General features: G+C 57.9%; 15 protein-coding genes. 5 read left to right on the top strand and 10 right to left on the bottom strand.

What is annotated here, in order from left to right:
• Positions 1-806 precede the first annotated feature (806 nt).
• Together ACM6IR_RS22745 and ACM6IR_RS22740 are read right to left on the bottom strand one after the other, a co-directional pair.
• The gene (locus ACM6IR_RS22745) at positions 807-971 is read right to left on the bottom strand and encodes a DUF1328 domain-containing protein (RefSeq protein ID WP_414909778.1); all 165 of its coding nucleotides are present in this window, start codon (positions 969-971) and stop codon (positions 807-809) included.
• A gap of 75 nt (positions 972-1,046) precedes the next feature.
• Positions 1,047-1,334, bottom strand: coding sequence for a hypothetical protein (locus ACM6IR_RS22740; RefSeq protein WP_414909777.1), 288 nt, complete (start codon positions 1,332-1,334; stop codon positions 1,047-1,049).
• Between the two features lie 432 nt (positions 1,335-1,766).
• On the opposite strand from ACM6IR_RS22740, the gene algB reads away from it, so the two are divergent.
• Positions 1,767-3,113, top strand: a complete 1,347-nt coding sequence (gene algB / locus ACM6IR_RS22735) for a sigma-54-dependent response regulator transcription factor AlgB (protein WP_414909776.1) — start codon at positions 1,767-1,769, stop codon at positions 3,111-3,113.
• 10 nt (positions 3,114-3,123) lie between these two features.
• Positions 3,124-4,911 carry an ATP-binding protein gene (locus ACM6IR_RS22730; protein WP_414909775.1) on the top strand — a complete coding sequence of 596 codons (1,788 nt, stop codon included), beginning with the start codon at positions 3,124-3,126 and terminating at the stop codon, positions 4,909-4,911.
• Positions 4,912-4,918: 7 nt separating this feature from the next.
• On the opposite strand, the gene ACM6IR_RS22725 is transcribed toward ACM6IR_RS22730, so the two are convergent.
• From ACM6IR_RS22725 to ACM6IR_RS22695, 7 genes are all read right to left on the bottom strand, one after another.
• Positions 4,919-6,532, bottom strand: a complete 1,614-nt coding sequence (locus ACM6IR_RS22725) for an EAL domain-containing protein (protein WP_414909774.1) — start codon at positions 6,530-6,532, stop codon at positions 4,919-4,921.
• Positions 6,533-6,607: 75 nt separating this feature from the next.
• Entirely contained in the window at positions 6,608-7,387 is a 780-nt protein-coding gene (locus tag ACM6IR_RS22720) for an N-acetylmuramoyl-L-alanine amidase (RefSeq protein ID WP_414909773.1), read from the bottom strand.
• A 102-nt stretch (positions 7,388-7,489) separates the two neighbouring features.
• Positions 7,490-9,562, bottom strand: coding sequence for a diguanylate cyclase (locus ACM6IR_RS22715; protein WP_414909772.1), 2,073 nt, complete (start codon positions 9,560-9,562; stop codon positions 7,490-7,492).
• Positions 9,559-10,437 carry an endonuclease/exonuclease/phosphatase family protein gene (locus ACM6IR_RS22710; RefSeq protein WP_414909771.1) on the bottom strand — a complete coding sequence of 293 codons (879 nt, stop codon included), beginning with the start codon at positions 10,435-10,437 and terminating at the stop codon, positions 9,559-9,561. The genes ACM6IR_RS22715 and ACM6IR_RS22710 overlap by 4 nt, the downstream gene beginning before the upstream one ends.
• Before the next feature lie 14 nt (positions 10,438-10,451).
• The gene (locus ACM6IR_RS22705; RefSeq protein ID WP_414909770.1) at positions 10,452-11,093 is read right to left on the bottom strand and encodes a thiol:disulfide interchange protein DsbA/DsbL; all 642 of its coding nucleotides are present in this window, start codon (positions 11,091-11,093) and stop codon (positions 10,452-10,454) included.
• 200 nt (positions 11,094-11,293) lie between these two features.
• Positions 11,294-11,905, bottom strand: coding sequence for a c-type cytochrome (locus ACM6IR_RS22700; RefSeq protein ID WP_414909769.1), 612 nt, complete (start codon positions 11,903-11,905; stop codon positions 11,294-11,296).
• A gap of 46 nt (positions 11,906-11,951) precedes the next feature.
• The gene (locus tag ACM6IR_RS22695) at positions 11,952-12,242 is read right to left on the bottom strand and encodes a c-type cytochrome (protein WP_414909768.1); all 291 of its coding nucleotides are present in this window, start codon (positions 12,240-12,242) and stop codon (positions 11,952-11,954) included.
• Positions 12,243-12,433: 191 nt separating this feature from the next.
• Here ACM6IR_RS22695 and yihA point away from each other — a divergent pair, with 191 nt between their 5' ends.
• Complete coding sequence (gene yihA, locus ACM6IR_RS22690; protein ID WP_414909767.1) at positions 12,434-13,084, top strand: ribosome biogenesis GTP-binding protein YihA/YsxC; 651 nt, start codon at positions 12,434-12,436, stop codon at positions 13,082-13,084.
• A gap of 300 nt (positions 13,085-13,384) precedes the next feature.
• Here the strand turns inward: yihA and polA are convergent, their stop codons facing one another.
• Positions 13,385-16,156, bottom strand: a complete 2,772-nt coding sequence (gene polA / locus ACM6IR_RS22685; protein WP_414909766.1) for a DNA polymerase I — start codon at positions 16,154-16,156, stop codon at positions 13,385-13,387.
• 74 nt (positions 16,157-16,230) lie between these two features.
• On the opposite strand from polA, the gene ACM6IR_RS22680 reads away from it, so the two are divergent.
• A complete protein-coding gene (locus ACM6IR_RS22680; RefSeq protein WP_414909765.1) occupies positions 16,231-16,521 on the top strand; it encodes a DUF2782 domain-containing protein in 291 nt (96 codons plus the stop codon).
• Positions 16,522-16,579: 58 nt separating this feature from the next.
• Positions 16,580-17,530, top strand: coding sequence for a homoserine kinase (locus ACM6IR_RS22675; protein WP_414909764.1), 951 nt, complete (start codon positions 16,580-16,582; stop codon positions 17,528-17,530).
• Positions 17,531-17,535: the final 5 nt, after the last annotated feature.

Below are 17,535 nucleotides of genomic sequence, written 5' to 3'. Positions count from 1 at the left end.
CAGATGCAAGAACTGGAACGCTTGTGGCGAAAAAGTCTTGTGCACCAGCCCCCGTATAAGGTGCCCCGGAGCGCGTGATTTCGGCTCTCTGGCAGGCGAAAAAAGGCGCAACTATTCCGATGCAAGGAGGCAACGTCTAATGCCGTAAACGCCTACCCTATGCCGAATCGGCATGAGCTTTTTTTACTGAAACTCCCGTCCCAACCGGTTCGAATACGACAAATCGGCAGTCATAAGTGCCGTGTACCGGCCATTACAGGGCAGGTTGAGCGCTTTTTGATCAGGTTGGATTGGGGTATTTTTCAGGAAAATCCCACGCAACATGGAGAAAATACGCGGCAAAAGGTCGACGATTTTTCTCGATGTACGGTCGCGCGCCACACACCGAGAAAAGTATTTCTCAAGCAAATCAAGGGAGATTGAAATGGTGAAGAAGCGAAACCGAGTGGTCCGCTCTATATCAACGCATTGCGCGTATAAGCTCTTCGCAAGTCCGTCGAGCCATGAAGGGTCGGCGAACTTGCGTCGCAGCTTTACCTGACCCGGCCCTTGCGCAGGCACTCCCTGTACCCGTAGGTCACTCCGCCCCTGAAACAGGCAGAACGTCCCGACCCCTTGGTCATGCGTCTACCGTCCTCGGGTAGCGCACTGGAAAGAAGCAATGCTGCCTCTTTCGTATGACGAATTCAGTACCGTGTGGATCTACTTTCAGTTGTTCCCTCAACAGGCCCTGCATGGGCCGCTATCGCCTTGGCACTACCGCCCGGAAGCAGGGCGGCTGCCAGTGTCTTTAACCACGCTCATATTCAGCCTCGACCGCGACGGCCAAAGAAGAACGAAGCGATAAACATCACCAGGAATACGATAAAGAGAATCTTGGCGATACCCGTGGCGGTGCCCGCGATACCACCGAAGCCTAGAACCGCAGCGACGATGGCAATGATCAAGAATGTGATTGCCCAGCTCAACATGGTGATTCTCCTTACGCTTCTATTTAAAGGTATTGCTTGTGGTGCTTTCCCGGCGCAGCGAACGCGCCAAGTTTTTTAGAACACCCAACGTTCCTGACGAGGCATCTCATTCACAGGCTGGGCCTGGTCGACGTCCATCATTCGCATCGGAGGGCTGTCAGCGAGATTGGCGCTGGCGGCGCTGAAATGGGTTTGAGTCGGGTGCTCAATTGACACTCGCACCGCGTCTTGCTGTTGACTCTGCTCCCAGCGTTGAAATTGCTGGCCGCCGATCAGGGTGATCAGTAGCGCTAGAACAGCAAACAAACCTTGCTGGATAGGCAGTGGCGAGATACGCATCTGGGCGGCACGTTGGCGACTCATCCTGAAGCTCCTCCCACACGGGGTGAACTGGTTTAGGGCGTTTATTGATGCCCTGGTTACCCAGACCATTGCAGCCTGCATGCCAGTTTTTTAATGGATAAAAACCGTTGTAAATCAAATACATAGATAGTCATCGAAAATCGTTTCGGACGCATCCTGCACGATGCTCCTTCTAACGTCGTGCGTAATGCACGATAGATTCGTAGGAGCTTTGAATATTTTTGAATTGAGAGAAGGGCGTAGATGTCACACAGGGACGTAGGCAATTGCCTGGAAACTGGCTTGGCGATGAAAAGCCAACAAAATCAGGTCATTAGCCGGAAGTTAAAGAGATAGTTACCTGTGATGGCTGGAATCGACCAGAATCAACCATGCAACTTGCCCGATTTTTCCGGTACTAACCCAAGATTATTCTTTAAGGAGCGTAGGAAGATGGAATCTGCCACTGAGCATCAAGGCCGCATTCTGCTGGTGGATGATGAATCCGCCATCCTGCGTACCTTCCGCTATTGCCTCGAAGACGAAGGCTACAGCGTCGCTACCGCCAGCAGCGCGGCGCAGGCTGATGCATTGTTGCAGCGCCAGGTTTTCGACCTGTGTTTCCTCGATTTGCGTCTGGGCGAAGACAATGGACTCGATGTTCTGGCGCAGATGCGCATTCAGGCACCCTGGATGCGGGTGGTGATCGTCACCGCTCACTCCGCCGTGGATACCGCCGTCGATGCGATTCAGGCAGGTGCCGCCGACTACCTGGTCAAGCCTTGCAGTCCCGATCAATTGCGCCTCGCCACCGCCAAGCAATTGGAAGTGAGGCAGCTGTCGGCGCGACTGGAAGCGCTGGAAGGCGAAGTACGCAAACCCAAGGATGGTCTGGATTCCCACAGCCCGGCGATGAAAGTCGTACTCGAAACCGCCCGCCAGGTCGCCAGCACAGATGCCAACATTTTGATTCTCGGCGAGTCCGGCACGGGTAAAGGTGAGCTGTCCCAGGCCATTCACGGCTGGAGCAAGCGCGCGAAGAAATCCTGCGTCACCATCAACTGCCCGTCCCTGAGCACCGAACTCACGGAAAGCGAGCTCTTCGGCCACAGTCGTGGCGCCTTTACGGGAGCCAGCGAAAGCACCCTTGGGCGTGTCAATCAGGCCGACGGCGGAACCCTGTTTCTTGATGAAATCGGCGATTTTCCGTTGGCGTTACAGCCCAAGTTGCTCCGTTTCATCCAGGATAAAGAATACGAGCGTGTTGGCGATCCGGTGACCCGCCGAGCCGATGTGCGAATCCTTGCGGCCACCAATCTAAACCTGGAAGACATGGTGCGCGACGGCCGTTTCCGTGAAGACCTGCTCTATCGCCTTAATGTCATCACCTTGCACCTGCCGCCGCTGCGTGAGCGCCGGGAAGATATTTTGACCCTGGCTGACCGTTTTCTGGCCCGTTTCGTCAAGGAGTACGCGCGTCCTGCACGGGGTTTCAGTGATGAAGCACGCGAAGCGCTGCTCAGTTATCGCTGGCCGGGGAATATCCGCGAGCTGCGCAACGTGGTGGAGCGGGCGAGCATTATTTGTCCACAGGAGCGAGTCGAGATCAGCCACCTCGGCATGGCCGAAACCCCGATCAACAACGCGCCACGTATCGGCGCGGCGCTAAGCCTGGATGAACTGGAAAAAGCCCACATCGGCGCAGTCCTCGCCACGGCCGAAACCCTGGATCAGGCCGCCAAGACCCTGGGTATCGACGCTTCGACGTTGTATCGCAAACGCAAGCAGTACAACTTGTGAGCCCGCCTCGATGAAACTGGCGATGAAGTTGCGTACCCGGCTTTTTCTGAGTATTTCCGCACTGATCACCGTCGCGTTGCTCGGGATCTTGCTTGGGCTGGTCAGCGTGATGCAGATGGCCGGGAGCCAGGAGGCGCTGCTGCGCAATAACTTTGTCACGCTGGACCTGGGGCTCAAGCTGCGTCAAACGTTGGGTGATCAGTTAATCCTGCTGCTCAACGAAAAGCCCGATGCCGCGGCTTTTGAAGCGTCCAAACAACATTATCTCCAGCTGCTCGATGAGGGCATCACCCATGAACAGAGGAGTGAAGACAACCAGTATGGGTTCATACAGGCCAAGGATGATTACCTGAGTTTCTTGCAGGCGTTGGATCTTCCGGATTCGCCCCATGTGCTCAGTGGCAATAAAGAGCTGACAGAGAGATTCAACGCACTGCGCAGCGGGTTGATTATCGAGCACCAGCGAACGTTGGATAACATCGCCGAAACGCAACGCCAGTCGCGAGATCGAGCGCTGTTGATTGCCGGGTTGATCGGGTTAGTCGGGTTGGCGGTACTGATTATCGGTTTTGTCACCGCCCACGCCATCGCTCGGCGGTTTGGCGCACCGATCGAGGCCTTGGCGCAGGCCGCGGACAACATTGGTCAAGGCAATTTCGAAGTGACCTTGCCGATTTCCTCAGCGATGGAGATGAACCGGTTAACCAAGCGTTTTGGCATCATGGCCGAGGCGCTGCGCCAACATCAGGCCACAAATATTGATGAGCTTCTGGCCGGCCAGCAGCGTTTGCAGGCCGTACTCGACAGCATTGACGATGGTTTGTTGATGATCGACCGCGAGGGCCATCTGGAGCACCTCAACCCGGTGGCCCAGCGTCAGTTAGGCTGGGACACTGATCGTCTGGGTCAGGGGTTGGGCGCGGCTCTTGAGCGGCCCGAGCTCGATGAACAATTGCAACTGGTGCTGCGAGGCGGGACCCTTGAGCGCGCACCGGAGGACTTGAGTGTCGAGGTCGATGGTGAGTCGCGTTTGCTGACCTACAGCCTGACGCCGGTCAGCCATACGCAGGGTCATATTCTTGGCGCCGTGATGGTCTTGCATGATGTCACTGAGCAACGGGCATTCGAACGGGTACGCAGCGAATTCGTGCTGCGCGCCTCCCATGAATTGCGAACGCCGGTCACCGGTATGCACATGGCATTCGGCCTGTTCCGCGAGCGCACGCACTTTGCTGCGGATTCGCGTGAAGCCGACCTGCTGGACACCGTGAATGAAGAAATGCAGCGTTTGATGCAGTTGATCAACGACTTGCTGAATTTCTCGCGCTATCAGAACGGGTTGCAGAAACTCTCGCTGGCGCCATGCTCCATCGAGGAATTGCTGGAACAGGCCCGGTTGCGTTTTGCCGATCCTGCGACGCAGAAGGGCATCGATCTGTTGATTGAAGTGCAGGGGCCATTACCCTGGTTGCAGGCTGATAAAACCCAATTGGACAGGGTGCTGGATAACTTGATTGATAACGCGTTGCGCCATACTGCCCCCGAAGGGCGGATACGCTTGCAGGCCCGGCGCCACGGGGAGCGGGTGATCATCAGCGTCGAGGACAATGGCGAAGGTATTGCTTATGGCCAGCAGGGTCGGATCTTCGAGCCCTTTGTCCAGGTCGGTCGCAAGAAGGGCGGCGCCGGACTTGGCCTGGCACTGTGCAAGGAAATCGTGCAGTTGCACGGCGGGCGGATGGGTGTTTATTCGCGACCGGGGCAGGGCACTCAGTTCTATATGGCGCTGGCGGTATAAAACGTTTTCATGCCTCGTCATCCAGTCGTCGCCCAGCCAGCCGGCGACCACGGGTAATCAGTTCGATGAATTGCACCGCGCTCAGCGCATGGGCAAACAGCCAACCCTGGCCGTACTTCACGCCTTCGCTGCTGAGAAACTCGGCCTGGGACTCCAGTTCGATGCCCTCTGCAATCACCTTGAGCTGCAGGGCGTGGGCCATATGAATGATGTGCGGGGCGACACCGCTGCTCGCGGCGTCATGGCCTAGCGCGTCGATAAAAGCCTTGTCGATTTTCAAACAATCCACCGGCAGGGTTTGCAAATAGGCGAGGCTGCAATAGCCGGTGCCGAAGTCATCGATCAGCACCTGATGCCCGACATCGCGCAAGGCTTGCAGGTTTTCCCGGGCGACCACCACATCAATCAATCCCCGCTCGGTGACCTCAAAGGCAATTTGCTTTGCTGCGACCTTGTGCAAGGTCAACAGGCGCTCCATCACCTGGCCAATGCGCGGCACCATGACGTCGCAAGCGGCCAGGTTGACCGAGATGTACAGCTGCGGATTGGCTCTGAGCAAGTGCCCGAGCTGCTCAAGCAGACGCTGTAAGACAAAATCGGTCATCTGTCGGATTTGACCGGTGTTCTCCGCCATCGGAATGAACAGATCCGGGCTGGTAAGCGTGCCGTCCGGCCTTCGCCAGCGTAGCAAGGCTTCTGCCCCGACACAGTTGCGACTGTCGAGATCGAAGATCGGTTGATACAACACCTGCAACTCGCCTCGTCGTATCGCACCCGTGAGTTCGGCGTCCAGTGATTGACGCTGGCGCACCAGCAAGAAAACGAGAAAACCCACACACACGCCCAACGCCAGGCTGGCAGGCAGCAACCACCACCACACTGCGGGTATGTGCATGACGGTGCGCGGGCTGATCAGCACCAGTTGATATTCCGGATTGTTAGTCGGCATGCGGTAGATCAAGCGCGTTTGCGTGACTTGCAGCGCATCAAGGCTTTTTGGCGGCCAGGGCTCGTTCGGTGGCCAGTCTTGCGAAGCGCCGAGGATCGGAATCGCACGTGCGCCGTGATCGAGTACCAGAAGCAGGCTGCTTCCCGGTGACAAGTCGACCATGTCGGTCAAATGCCCGCGAGAGGTTGCGACACGGAAATTGCCGCGCCCGAGCATCAACGCGGCCCGGTTTTCATCGGGCTCGGTCGTGGTGTTCAACCAATAGCTGTAGGTGGGGCCTTTGATGTCCGGCTGTCGTGTCAACGAAAGCCCTTCCTGACGGGGGCGGTTGGAACAGATCCGTGAGGCGTCCATATAAGCCGCCTCATAAACAAAGCGGTAATTGAAACTGACCTGCTGCAATGTCGCGATCATTTCGTCATCGCAGCCCCTTAGCGGCTGCGCTTCCAGATCGTCGAGGCTTTCGCGCAGTTGCCCGAAAAGCTGTTCCAGGCGAGCGAGAAAGCGCTCGCCTTGGGCGTTCATTTCCTGACTCTCGTTTTGTTCGACCTGGTGCATTGCCACGAAAAGGCTGCCGACCATCAGCAGCGTTGCGCTTAACACAGCAGCCAGCATCGCCAAAAACCAAGGGCGATAGCACCACCTACGCAACGTCTCTCGTGCAGCAGTCATATGGAATATCCGAAGGATTACCAATGAGTTATAGCTGCTGATTGAGAAATAGCCCTGACCGTCGGGCGGGCGTCATTATTTTGTCTGATTTAATACCTGGAGGATCGCCGCGCTTTGCGCGTCAGGGGTGCCGTCAAAGCGTGAAGGCCGGAAATGCATCTGAAAAGCGGCAAGCACATGACGTGTCGCTACATCCAGCTCACCGGTTTGCGGCGTGGTGTAACCCAACTGTGCCAATTGTGTCTGGAACCAGCCGATGCTTGGCAGTTGAGCCTCGAACAGGGCTTGTTGGCGCGCTACAACTTGCTCGTTCGGCCAGATCCCCACGCCTTCGGCCGCCAGACGTTTCCAGGGGAATAGCGGGCCTGGATCGAGCTTGCGCAGCGGCGCGATGTCGCTATGGCCGATGATGTTGATCGGGCTGATGGCGTAACGTTTGGTGATGTCCTTGAGCAGAACGATCAAGGACTGGACCTGGGCTTCGCTGTAGGGATACCACAGACGCCCGGTCGGCGTTTCCTTGAAGCCCTGATTGACAATTTCGATGCCGATGGAGCTGGAGTTCAACCAGGTCCGGCCTTGCCATTCGCTTTCGCCGGCGTGCCAGGTCCGGAGGTTTTCATCGACCAGCTTGTAGATAGTGGCGTTCTTGTCGTCGCCGATGAGGTAATGGCTGCTGACGTCGCCATGGGTCAGCAGTTGCAGTGAGCGCTCCAGTGACGCATTGGTGTAATGCACGACCACGAACTGGATGCGACTGTCGTGATTGGCGGAAGGATGACTGGTGTCGAAGCGGGGACCGCCGGCGCAACCGGCCAGCACAATCAGCGACACAATGAGGGCAAGGAATTTCATGGCAGAGTCGATACACACAAGACAGTAATGCAACAGTGTAACGTACTGCCTTGCGTGCGGAGGGCAAAGGTGATGTTTTACACAAAATGGAACATTTGGCCGTTAGCCCAGTTCCACCTGGTTGCGGCCAGCATTTTTCGCTCGGTATAACGCCTGATCGGCTCTTTTAAGCACCAGATCGCTATGTTCGCCGGGTTGGAATGCGGTCAGGCCCATGGAGATCGTGATGGTGACGGGCTCTCCCTTGAAATGGAAAGGGCACGCCTCGATCGCCGCCCGCAGGTTTTCCAGCAGTTTCGCGCCGACCGCCGGGACTGTTCCGGGCATCAGCAGGACAAACTCTTCACCACCAAACCGGGCAATGAAATCTGTCCCGCGCAAGCGCTTGCGTAGCACGCTGGCGATGATTTTCAGCACTTTGTCACCCGCCAGGTGACCGTAGTTATCGTTGATGCGTTTGAAATGGTCGAGGTCGAGCATGGCCAGCAACAGAGTACTGCCGTGTTTCTGCCACTCCCTGATTTCGTGTTCCAGTCGTTCGCTCCAGGCCGCCCGGTTGGGTAGCCCGGTCAGCGGGTCGATCAAGGCTTTCTGACGCTGCTCTTCGAGGTGCTCACGATAGACCAGGGCTTCCTGCTCCATGTGGGCCACCCGCTCGGCCAGACTGTGCAGGCGAGTGGCGACTTCGTGCTCGCGCTCGTCCCGTTGTTTCTGGTAATGGTCCATCGTGCCGAGCAGGCCTTCTAGATGGTTTTCCAGGGCGTGCTTGAGATCGTCCAGATCCGCCGCTTCCTGCATGCTGTTCTGTAAACCGTCGACCTGCTCGCGAATTTGCGTATCCATCTCGCGCGCGGCAGAACGGTTGTCGGCATAGCCGTCGCTGGCGGCTTGCAGATTGCTTTGGAAGGATTCGAGGCGTTCGTTGAGCTGTTGCAGATAGGCTTCGAACTCGTGCTGGCCGCTGTCGTTGATTGCCAACATCAATGTTGCCAGATCGTCGAGGATCGGTAGCAATTCGTACCAGTTAAGCCCGTTTTGCAGGCGATTACGCATGGACTCGGCTTGCGGACGATGACGTTCGGGCAGCGTCAGGTCGTCGAGTAGCCCCAACAGGGTGTCTTCGATGTGCTTGGCCACCGAGCTGTAGGACGGCTCGGGCGAGTCCGGAAGGGCGTAAAGCGGATCGGCCTCGGGGTGTTCCGGATCGACGGCGCCCAATGCTCCGGACATGGAGGTGGGCAAAGGCAGGCTGTCGAGAACAGTCGTTGGAGTCAGTTCATCCGGGTTATTGGCGAGTGGAGGTTGTGGCGCTGGTTCGATGACAGTGGGGGCCGGCTCTTCTGGCTTTGCTATGTCTGCCTGGGGCCGCGTTTCGGAGTCGTGAGTGGGGGCGTGCTCTGGCTTAAGTACCTGTGGGACAAATGCCACGACTTCCGGGGACGGCGTCAGTGCGGGTGGGATCTCGTTTGTCAGTGGCTCCGACTCGGCAACGTGGGCGCTGGGCTGCATGGGCAGCGGCTCATCAGGGGCGGGCGCGAGATCGAGCGTTGCCAGCGATGCCGTTGTAGTAGACACGGACGCGGTTACTACGGGGTGTGCAATGGACGACTCCTTCGCGAGGGAGGCGACCGGTGGCACCGCGTTATCGGCGTCATGGTGACCGAACAGTCGTTGCAGGAAACCTGGACGGCCGGGTTCTACCGGATGCTCTAGCTGGTTCAGAGCCTTGCCTTGCAGGCCGCTCAGTTCGCTGAGCAGCAGCGGCATCTCGCGCGCCTGGCTAACCCGAGCGTCCAGGGTTTTGGCGAAATTCTTGAGTGGTCGGCTCACTTCCCGGGGCAGCGGCAAGGTTTGCAGCTGAGCGACCAGCGCAGTCAGTGCGGCGCTGGTCTGGTTGACCCGGGTTTCCCGACGCTGTTCGGAGTCGAGCACGGCTTTTTCCAGCCGCGGAATCAGGGCCGCCAGGCCGGCGTCCATGTCATCGGTGCGCACGACCTCGCGCATTTCCTTCATGCATTGGTCAACGGCGCGGTCGGTGCCTTCCGCCGCCAGCGTACTGCGCACCAACCCACGGCGCAGCAGGTCGAGCCGGGCATCCCATCGACGCTCGAGCTTTTCCTGTTGTTCGATGCTTTTAAGGTATTTCTCTTTCCAGCGCTGTGTTTCGTCGCTCATTCATGGGATCCGCGAGGGGCAGGACTCAATGCGGGCAATGCATCAGCCGTGAGCGAACCCGGCAGACGAATCTCTACCGCGACCGGCAGGTGATCGGAAATGGGTTGGGCCAGTACTTCGACCTTTTCAAGGGTCAGGGTCGGACTGAGCAGAATATGGTCCAGGCAGCGCTGCGGGCGCCAGCTGGGGAAGGTCGCTTCCAGTTGCGGTGCCAACAGGCCGAGGTCACGCAACGGGGAGTTTTGCAGCAGGTCACCGGCATGGGTGTTCATGTCGCCCATCAGTACCTGGTGTTTGTAACCGCCAATCAGGTCGCGGATATAGGCCAATTGCAAGCTGCGGGCACGAGCGCCCAGCGCCAGATGCATCATGACCACCACCAGCGCCTCGGGCCCTTCGCCAAAGCGTACGAGGATCGCCCCACGCCCCTTGGGGCCTGGCAGCGGGTGGTCTTCAATTGCCCACGGACGGAGGCGGCTGAGCACGCCATTGCTGTGCTGGCCGAGGCGACCGAGATTGCGATTGAGTTGTTGATACCAGTAGGGGAAGGCACCGAGTTGGGCCAGGTGCTCGACTTGATTGACGTAACCTGATCGCAGGCTGCCGCCGTCGGCTTCTTGAAGGGCGACCAGATCGAAGTCGCCCAACAGATTGCCGATCTTTTGCAGATTCTCGGCGCGCCCGGTGTGCGGCAGCAAGTGCTGCCAGCCTCGAGTCAGGTAGTGCCGATACCGCTCGGTACTGATGCCCACCTGGATATTGAAACTGAGCAAACGCAAACGACTGTCTGCGGGCAAGCCCGATGACTCCACGTGAAGTTCGTTGACCTGCGGATCATGCAGGCCAACGACGCGTTCAGTTCCCCAGCGGCGCATGGCAGTTGTCGCGCTTAGTTGGCGGCAGCCTTGTTAGCCGCTCGCTCTTTGTCGATCAGTTTGTCGGCCAGTTGCAGCGCTTGCTCGGCACCGCCGGCAGAGCCCACGTCGAAACGGTACTTGCCGTTGACGATCATGGTTGGAACGCCGGTGATTTCATACTTCTTGGCCAGTTCGCGGGCCTTGACGATCTGGCCCTTGATAGCAAACGAGTCGAAAGTGGCCAGGAACTTGTCCTTGTCGACACCTTGTGTCGCCAGGAAGTCAGCCATGTCCGCTTTGTCGGTCAATTTCTTGTGTTCTTTCTGGATGGCGTTGAACACCGCGGCGTGCACGTTGTGCTCAACACCCATGGCTTCCAGGGTCAGGAACATTTGGCCGTGAGCGTCCCAAGGGCCGCCGAACATGGCTGGAATGCGGACGAAGTTGACGTCGGAAGGCAGTTTCTCAACCCAAGGATTGATTACCGGTTCAAAGGCGTAGCAGTGCGGGCAGCCGTACCAGAACAGCTCGACCACTTCGATCTTGCCCGGCTCTGCGACCGGCACCGGGTTGGCCAATTCTACGTAAGGTGCAGCAGGTGCTTCGGCGGCCTGGGCAGTCATGCCGAACAGGCTGGCAGCGACGAGTGCGGCGCTGATGATCAGATTACGCATGCTTTACTCCTGGACAATTTTGGTCGCCTCGCGCGACCTGTTTTCAGACAGATCATGGCGGGCTTGAGTTCTGTAGTGTAACGGCAGCGGCCACAAAAAAGGGCGGCCTAAGCCACCCTTTTTATACTTGCCGCGACGGATTAATGGAGCGTTAACGTTGCAGGTGATGTGCACCTCTGGCAACGCTCGATCCGCAGGCCTTAGTGCAGGCCTTGAATATAGCTGGACACGGCTGCGATATCTTCGTCGCTCAGTCTTTTGGAGATGGTCTGCATGGGTTTGGTATCGCCATCGTTGTTGCGGCCACCTTCTTCCTTGCGGAATTCGGTCAGCTGCTTGGCGACGTACTGAGCATGCTGCCCACCCAGGTGCGGGAAGCCGGCAGCCGCGTTGCCTGCGCCATTTGGCGAGTGGCATCCGGTGCATGCGGGCAGGCCCTTGGCCAGATCGCCACCGCGGAACAAGGCCTCACCGCGAGCCACGACTTTCGGGTCGGCGGCGCCAACACTGCCTTTCTGGCTGGAGAAGTAAGCGGCGATATCGGCCAGGTCCTGATCGCTCAGGTTGGTCAGCAGGCCGGTCATTTCCAGTACCGTACGTTTGCCGGACTTGATGTCGTGCAGCTGCTTGTTCAGATAACGCTCGCCCTGACCTGCCAGTTTCGGAAAGTTAGGCGCCATGCTGTTGCCATCCGGGCCATGACAGGCGCCACATACTGCGGCTTTCGCCTGACCAGCAGTCGCATCACCTGCAGCATGGGCAATGCCGGAGATCCCCACGGTCAACAGCAGACTCACGATCAATTTGTTCATCAGCTAATCCAACTACGGCTAAGGGTTAAAGAGTTATGGACCGGAATCACTCGCTCATCCAGTGGATGATTGTCTGGTAATCCTCGGCACTGCAGTCCATGCACAAACCACGCGGCGGCATCGCCTTGAAACCCTGGGTCACGTGTTGCACCAGCGTCTCCATACCTTTCGCCAACCTCGGCGTCCAAGCTTCCTGATCGCCCTTTTGAGGCGCCATGGGTAGTTGGCCGGAATGACAGGCACCACAAACACGGTTGTACACAGCTTCCGGATCCTGTGTAGCCTGAGCGCTGTAAAGCGGCATCAAGACACCGGCAGCTAGCAGCCATTTCGTCATAAAACGACCTTTTCAGGGTTGAGAGCGTGCTGCGTTCTAGTGCGCAATCAAGGTCTATCGCTCTCGTGAACTTCATCCTACGCTGGGACAAAGCGCACACAAAATCTGCGGCATTATATACTGGCGTCACTGAAACGGAAACGACACCGCTTGCCGCGTCCATTCCCGGCGCCGCCCACATCGGAAATCTCATGCAACTCAAGAATCCCATCCTCGGTCTGTGCCAACAGTCCACCTTCATGCTCAGCGCCGCCAAAGTCGACCAATGTCCCGACGACGAAGGCTTTGAAGTGGCCTTCGCCGGGCGTTCCAATGCCGGCAAGTCCAGTGCACTGAACACCCTGACGCACGCCAGCCTGGCGCGAACCTCGAAAACGCCGGGGCGCACGCAGCTGTTGAACTTCTTCAAGCTAGACGATGATCGTCGTCTGGTCGACCTTCCGGGGTACGGTTACGCAAAAGTACCTATCCCGTTGAAGCTGCACTGGCAGCGTCACCTGGAAGCCTATCTGGGCGGACGCGAGAGTTTGAAAGGTCTGATTTTGATGATGGATATCCGTCATCCAATGACCGACTTCGACCTGCTGATGCTGGATTGGGCTGTCGCCAGCGGCATGCCGATGCACATTCTGCTGACCAAAGCAGACAAGCTGACCTACGGCGCGGCGAAAAACGTCCTGCTCAAGGTTCAGTCGGATATTCGTAAGGGCTGGGGCGATGCCATTAGCATCCAGCTGTTCTCGGCGCCAAAACGGATGGGCCTGGAAGACGCTTATACTGTGTTAGCGGGCTGGATGGAGCTGGCGGACAAGGGTACTGAGGTGGCTCAGCCTGACGCTTGATGGTTAAAAGCCGGGCAAAAAAAACCCCGGACTTCTTATGGGGAGGAGGAAGTTCCGGGGTTCAAGTTCTAGACCGCTAGGGCGGGGTCCAGATATCTGCCAACACTTAACACAACAAACATTAGGAGCATCGAAGGGCTTCACCACCCATTCAGTAACTCTGAGTGGTGGTTCGCGAGATTAGTTCAGATTTTTTACAAATGCGTTTGGAATAAACCCAATCGCCTTGCGAACTAAACGCCCTTCGCGCGCTTTCTGCCGCGGCACTATGCCGCAGCGCAAAGCGCCATTTCAGACGGCTCAGTGAGCCTCATCCCAATTATTTCCTACACCAACTTCCACCAGAAGCGGGACATCGAGCTTCACGGCATCGCTCATGTGCACGCGAATTTCGTCTCGAACCTGGTCGATTAAATCTTCACGCACCTCAAGCACCAATTCATCGTGCACCTGCAGGATGACTTTGGCGTCCAGCCCCGAGGTTGTCAGCCAACTATCGACTGCCACCATGGCTTTCTTGATGATGTCTGCTGCGGTGCCTTGCATCGGGGCGTTGATCGCGGTGCGTTCGGCCCCTTTGCGCAAGGCCGGGTTTTTCGCGTTGATCTCCGGTAGATACAGGCGACGACCGAAGATGGTTTCGACGAACCCTTGCTCGGCGGCCTGAGCACGGGTGCGCTCCATGTACGCCAGAACGCCTGGGTATCGGGTGAAATAGCGGTCGATATAGGCTTGGGATTGCTTGCGATCAACGCCGATCTGCTTGGCCAGGCCAAACGCGCTCATGCCATAGATCAAACCGAAGTTGATTGCCTTGGCGCTGCGTCGCTGGTCGGTGCTGACATCCGCCAGTTCCACCCCGAAAACTTCGGCGGCAGTGGCCTTGTGCACGTCCAGATCATTGCGGAAGGCGTGCAGCAAGCCTTCGTCCTTGGCCAGGTGCGCCATGATTCGAAGTTCAATCTGCGAGTAGTCCGCAGCCAGCAGTTTGTAACCTTTTGGCGCAACGAACGCCTGACGAATCCGACGACCTTCGGCGGTACGGATCGGGATGTTCTGCAGGTTCGGATCGCTGGACGACAACCGCCCGGTCGCCGCAACGGCCTGATGATAAGACGTGTGGATTCGCCCGGTGCGCGGGTTGATCTGCTCCGGCAGGCGATCGGTATAGGTGCTTTTCAGCTTGCTCATCGAACGGTACTGCATCAGCACCTTGGGCAGCGGGAAATCCTGTTCGGCCAGTTCTGCCAGTACCGCTTCGGCGGTTGAAGCCTGGCCCTTGGCAGTTTTGCTGAGGATCGGCAGGCCGAGTTTTTCGTAGAGGATCACGCCCAATTGCTTCGGCGAGCCCAGGTTGAACTCTTCCCCGGCGATGGCAAAGGCCTCACGTTCAAGGGCGACCATTTTTTCGCCCAGTTCAACGCTCTGGATGCCCAGCAGGTTGGCGTCGACCAGCGCGCCCTGGCGTTCGATCCGCGCCAGCACCGGCACCAGCGGCATTTCGATTTCGCTCAACACCTTGCTCAGGCTCGGAATGGCATTGAGTTTTTCTTGCAGGGTTTGATGCAGGCGTAGCGTCACATCAGCGTCTTCGGCGGCGTATGGCCCGGCCAGCTCCAGAGAGATCTGGTCAAACGTCAGCTGCTTGGCGCCTTTGCCCGCAATGTCCTGGAAGCTGGTCGTGGTGTGGTTCAGGTATTTGAGTGCCAGGCTGTCCATGTCGTGGCGGGTCGCGGTGGAGTCCAGCACGTAGGATTCGAGCATGGTGTCGAAAGCGATGCCCTGCACCGTGATCCCGCAACGTTGATCGCCACCGATGGCGCAGTTGGCCAGGATATTCATGTCGAACTTGGCGTGCTGGCCGACCTTGAGTTTGTTCGGGTCTTCCAGAATCGGTTTCAGTGCTCGCAGCACAGTGTCGCGATCCAGTTGATCCGGCACACCCATGTAGGAATGGGTCAGCGGAATGTAGGCCGCTTCGTTGGCTTGCACAGCAAAAGACAGGCCCACCAGTTGAGCCTGCTGCGCATCGATGCCGGTGGTTTCGGTGTCGAAGGCAATCAGCTTGGCGTCGTTTAGTTTCTTGAGCCAGAGATCAAAATCGGCCTGGGTGAGGATCGTGGTGTACTTGAGTTCGGTGTCGGTGACGGCTTCTTCAAGCACCGGGGCGGTGACTTCCTGGCCGGAACGCTTGGCGTCGCGTTGGTTCTCCTCGAACCAGCTCTTGAATTCGAGCAAGGTGTAGAGCTCGGCGAGTTTGTCGTGATCCGGCTTGCCCATTTGCAGGTCGTCGAGACCGATGTCCAGCGGCACGTCGATCTTGATGGTCGCCAGCTGATAAGAGAGGAAGGCCATCTCTTTGTGCTCTTCAAGCTTGGCCGGCAGGGTCTTGGCGCCGCGAATCGGCAGGGTCGGAACGATATCGAGCTGTGCGTAGAGCTCGATCAGACCGCCGTTTACTCCCACCAACAGGCCGGAAGCAGTCTTCGGACCGATACCCGGGACGCCCGGGATGTTGTCGGAAGAATCGCCCATGAGTGCCAGATAATCGATTATCTGCTCGGGAGCGACGCCGAATTTCTCCTTCACGCCCTCCACGTCCATGCTGCTACCGGTCATGGTGTTGACCAAGGTAATGTGGCCGTCGACCAGCTGCGCCATGTCCTTGTCGCCAGTAGAAATGATGACCGGACGATCAGCGGCGGCGCTGCTGCGGGCCAGCGTGCCGATCACGTCATCGGCTTCGACGCCTTCGACACACAGCAGCGGGAAGCCCAGAGCGATCACGCTTTGGTGCAGTGGCTCGATCTGCACGCGCATGTCGTCAGGCATGCTCGGACGGTTGGCCTTGTATTCGGTGTACAAGTCATCGCGAAAAGTCCCACCCTTGGCGTCGAACACCACGGCGAACGGACTGTCCGGATACTGCTTGCGCAGACTCTTGAGCATGTTCAGCACGCCTTTGACTGCGCCGGTCGGCAGACCTTTGGACGTGGTCAGTGGCGGCAGAGCGTGAAAGGCGCGGTACAGATAAGAAGAACCGTCCACCAGGACGAGGGGGGCTTGGCTCATGAGCAGGATCAACCTTTTCGGCGGGTCCGGCGCTAGAATAGCGGGACCGTTGACGACAAAGGGACAAGGTTATCATGAGCACACTAAATCGCCTGTTGCTGGCTGGCTTGTTTGCGATTACTCCATTGGCCGTCATGGCGGCAGACAATTCGCCAACCCCGGAGCCGCAAGTTACGATCCATACTGAAGGGGACAAGACCATTCAGGAGTACCGTCAAAACGGTTTCCTGTACGCGATCAAGGTCACGCCCAAGGTTGGACCTCCGTATTTTCTGGTGCGCGCGGACGGGACCGATGCAAACTACATCCGCTCGGATCAACCGGATATGCTGATTCCGGCGTGGAAAATTTTTGAGTGGAAGTAGCTTCTTAATTTCAATCGGCGCTTGCTGACAGGTCGGCGCCCGTACTGGCAGTTTAAACATGTCTGTGTTCACCCCCCTGGCTCGGCCCGAGCTGGAAACCTTTCTCGCCCCTTACGGGCTCGGCCGCCTGCTCGATTTCCAGGGAATTGCCGCCGGTAGCGAAAACACCAACTTCTTTATCAGCATGGAACAGGGCGAATTTGTCCTGACCCTGGTCGAGCGCGGACCCGTTCAAGAGATGCCGTTTTTCATCGAACTGCTCGACGTCCTGCATGAGGCCGATCTTCCGGTGCCGTATGCACTGCGCACCACTGATGGAATCGCCCTGCGCGAACTGGCGGGCAAGCCGGCGCTATTGCAGCCGCGCCTGGCTGGCAAACACATCAAGGAAACCAACGCACAGCATTGCGCTCAGGTGGGCGAGTTGCTGGGGCATTTGCATCTGGCGACACAGGCCAACATGATCAAGCGCAAGACGGATCGCGGCCTGGACTGGATGCTGGAAGAGGGTACGCAGTTTCTATCGCACTTGAATGCCGAGCAGAGCGATTTGCTGCAGCGGGCGCTGGATGAAATCACACAGCAGAAAACGAGAATTCTGGCATTGCCACGTGCCAACATCCACGCGGATCTGTTTCGCGACAATGCGATGTTCGAAGGCACCCACCTGACCGGGTTGATCGATTTCTACAACGCTTGCTCGGGGCCGATGCTGTACGACGTAGCGATTGCCTTGAATGACTGGTGCTCGGACGAGGACGGGGTGATCGACGGGGCGCGGGCGCGGGCATTGCTCGGGGCCTATGCCACTCTGCGCCCGTTCACGGCTGCCGAGGCCGAGTTGTGGCCAACCCTGCTGCGGGTGGCGTGCGTGCGGTTCTGGCTGTCACGCTTGATTGCGGCGGAGTCTTTCGCTGGCCAGGACGTGTTGATTCACGATCCAATGGAGTTTCAACAGCGCCTGGCGCAGCGGCAGAAGGTCAACACACCGTTGCCTTTCGCCCTTTAAAAGCT

Origin of the sequence: Pseudomonas sp. IT-P253, assembly GCF_949768125.1 — a bacterium.
In the GTDB taxonomy this organism is placed as follows: domain Bacteria; phylum Pseudomonadota; class Gammaproteobacteria; order Pseudomonadales; family Pseudomonadaceae; genus Aquipseudomonas.
The sequence above is the reverse complement of the archived record's forward strand: the minus strand, read 5'-3'. Positions and strand labels throughout refer to the sequence as shown.

Coding starts and splice junctions, on each gene's coding strand:
- algB (WP_414909776.1), top strand. CDS start 1,767: ATGGAATCTGCCACTGAGCATCAAGGCCGCATTCTGCTGGTGGATGAT.
- ACM6IR_RS22710 (WP_414909771.1), bottom strand. CDS start 10,437: ATGCGCCGCTGGGGAACTGAACGCGTCGTTGGCCTGCATGATCCGCAG.
- ACM6IR_RS22715 (WP_414909772.1), bottom strand. CDS start 9,562: ATGAGCGACGAAACACAGCGCTGGAAAGAGAAATACCTTAAAAGCATC.
- polA (WP_414909766.1), bottom strand. CDS start 16,156: ATGAGCCAAGCCCCCCTCGTCCTGGTGGACGGTTCTTCTTATCTGTAC.
- ACM6IR_RS22700 (WP_414909769.1), bottom strand. CDS start 11,905: ATGAACAAATTGATCGTGAGTCTGCTGTTGACCGTGGGGATCTCCGGC.
- ACM6IR_RS22730 (WP_414909775.1), top strand. CDS start 3,124: ATGAAACTGGCGATGAAGTTGCGTACCCGGCTTTTTCTGAGTATTTCC.
- ACM6IR_RS22725 (WP_414909774.1), bottom strand. CDS start 6,532: ATGACTGCTGCACGAGAGACGTTGCGTAGGTGGTGCTATCGCCCTTGG.
- yihA (WP_414909767.1), top strand. CDS start 12,434: ATGCAACTCAAGAATCCCATCCTCGGTCTGTGCCAACAGTCCACCTTC.
- ACM6IR_RS22745 (WP_414909778.1), bottom strand. CDS start 971: ATGTTGAGCTGGGCAATCACATTCTTGATCATTGCCATCGTCGCTGCG.
- ACM6IR_RS22740 (WP_414909777.1), bottom strand. CDS start 1,334: ATGAGTCGCCAACGTGCCGCCCAGATGCGTATCTCGCCACTGCCTATC.
- ACM6IR_RS22680 (WP_414909765.1), top strand. CDS start 16,231: ATGAGCACACTAAATCGCCTGTTGCTGGCTGGCTTGTTTGCGATTACT.
- ACM6IR_RS22720 (WP_414909773.1), bottom strand. CDS start 7,387: ATGAAATTCCTTGCCCTCATTGTGTCGCTGATTGTGCTGGCCGGTTGC.
- ACM6IR_RS22695 (WP_414909768.1), bottom strand. CDS start 12,242: ATGACGAAATGGCTGCTAGCTGCCGGTGTCTTGATGCCGCTTTACAGC.
- ACM6IR_RS22675 (WP_414909764.1), top strand. CDS start 16,580: ATGTCTGTGTTCACCCCCCTGGCTCGGCCCGAGCTGGAAACCTTTCTC.
- ACM6IR_RS22705 (WP_414909770.1), bottom strand. CDS start 11,093: ATGCGTAATCTGATCATCAGCGCCGCACTCGTCGCTGCCAGCCTGTTC.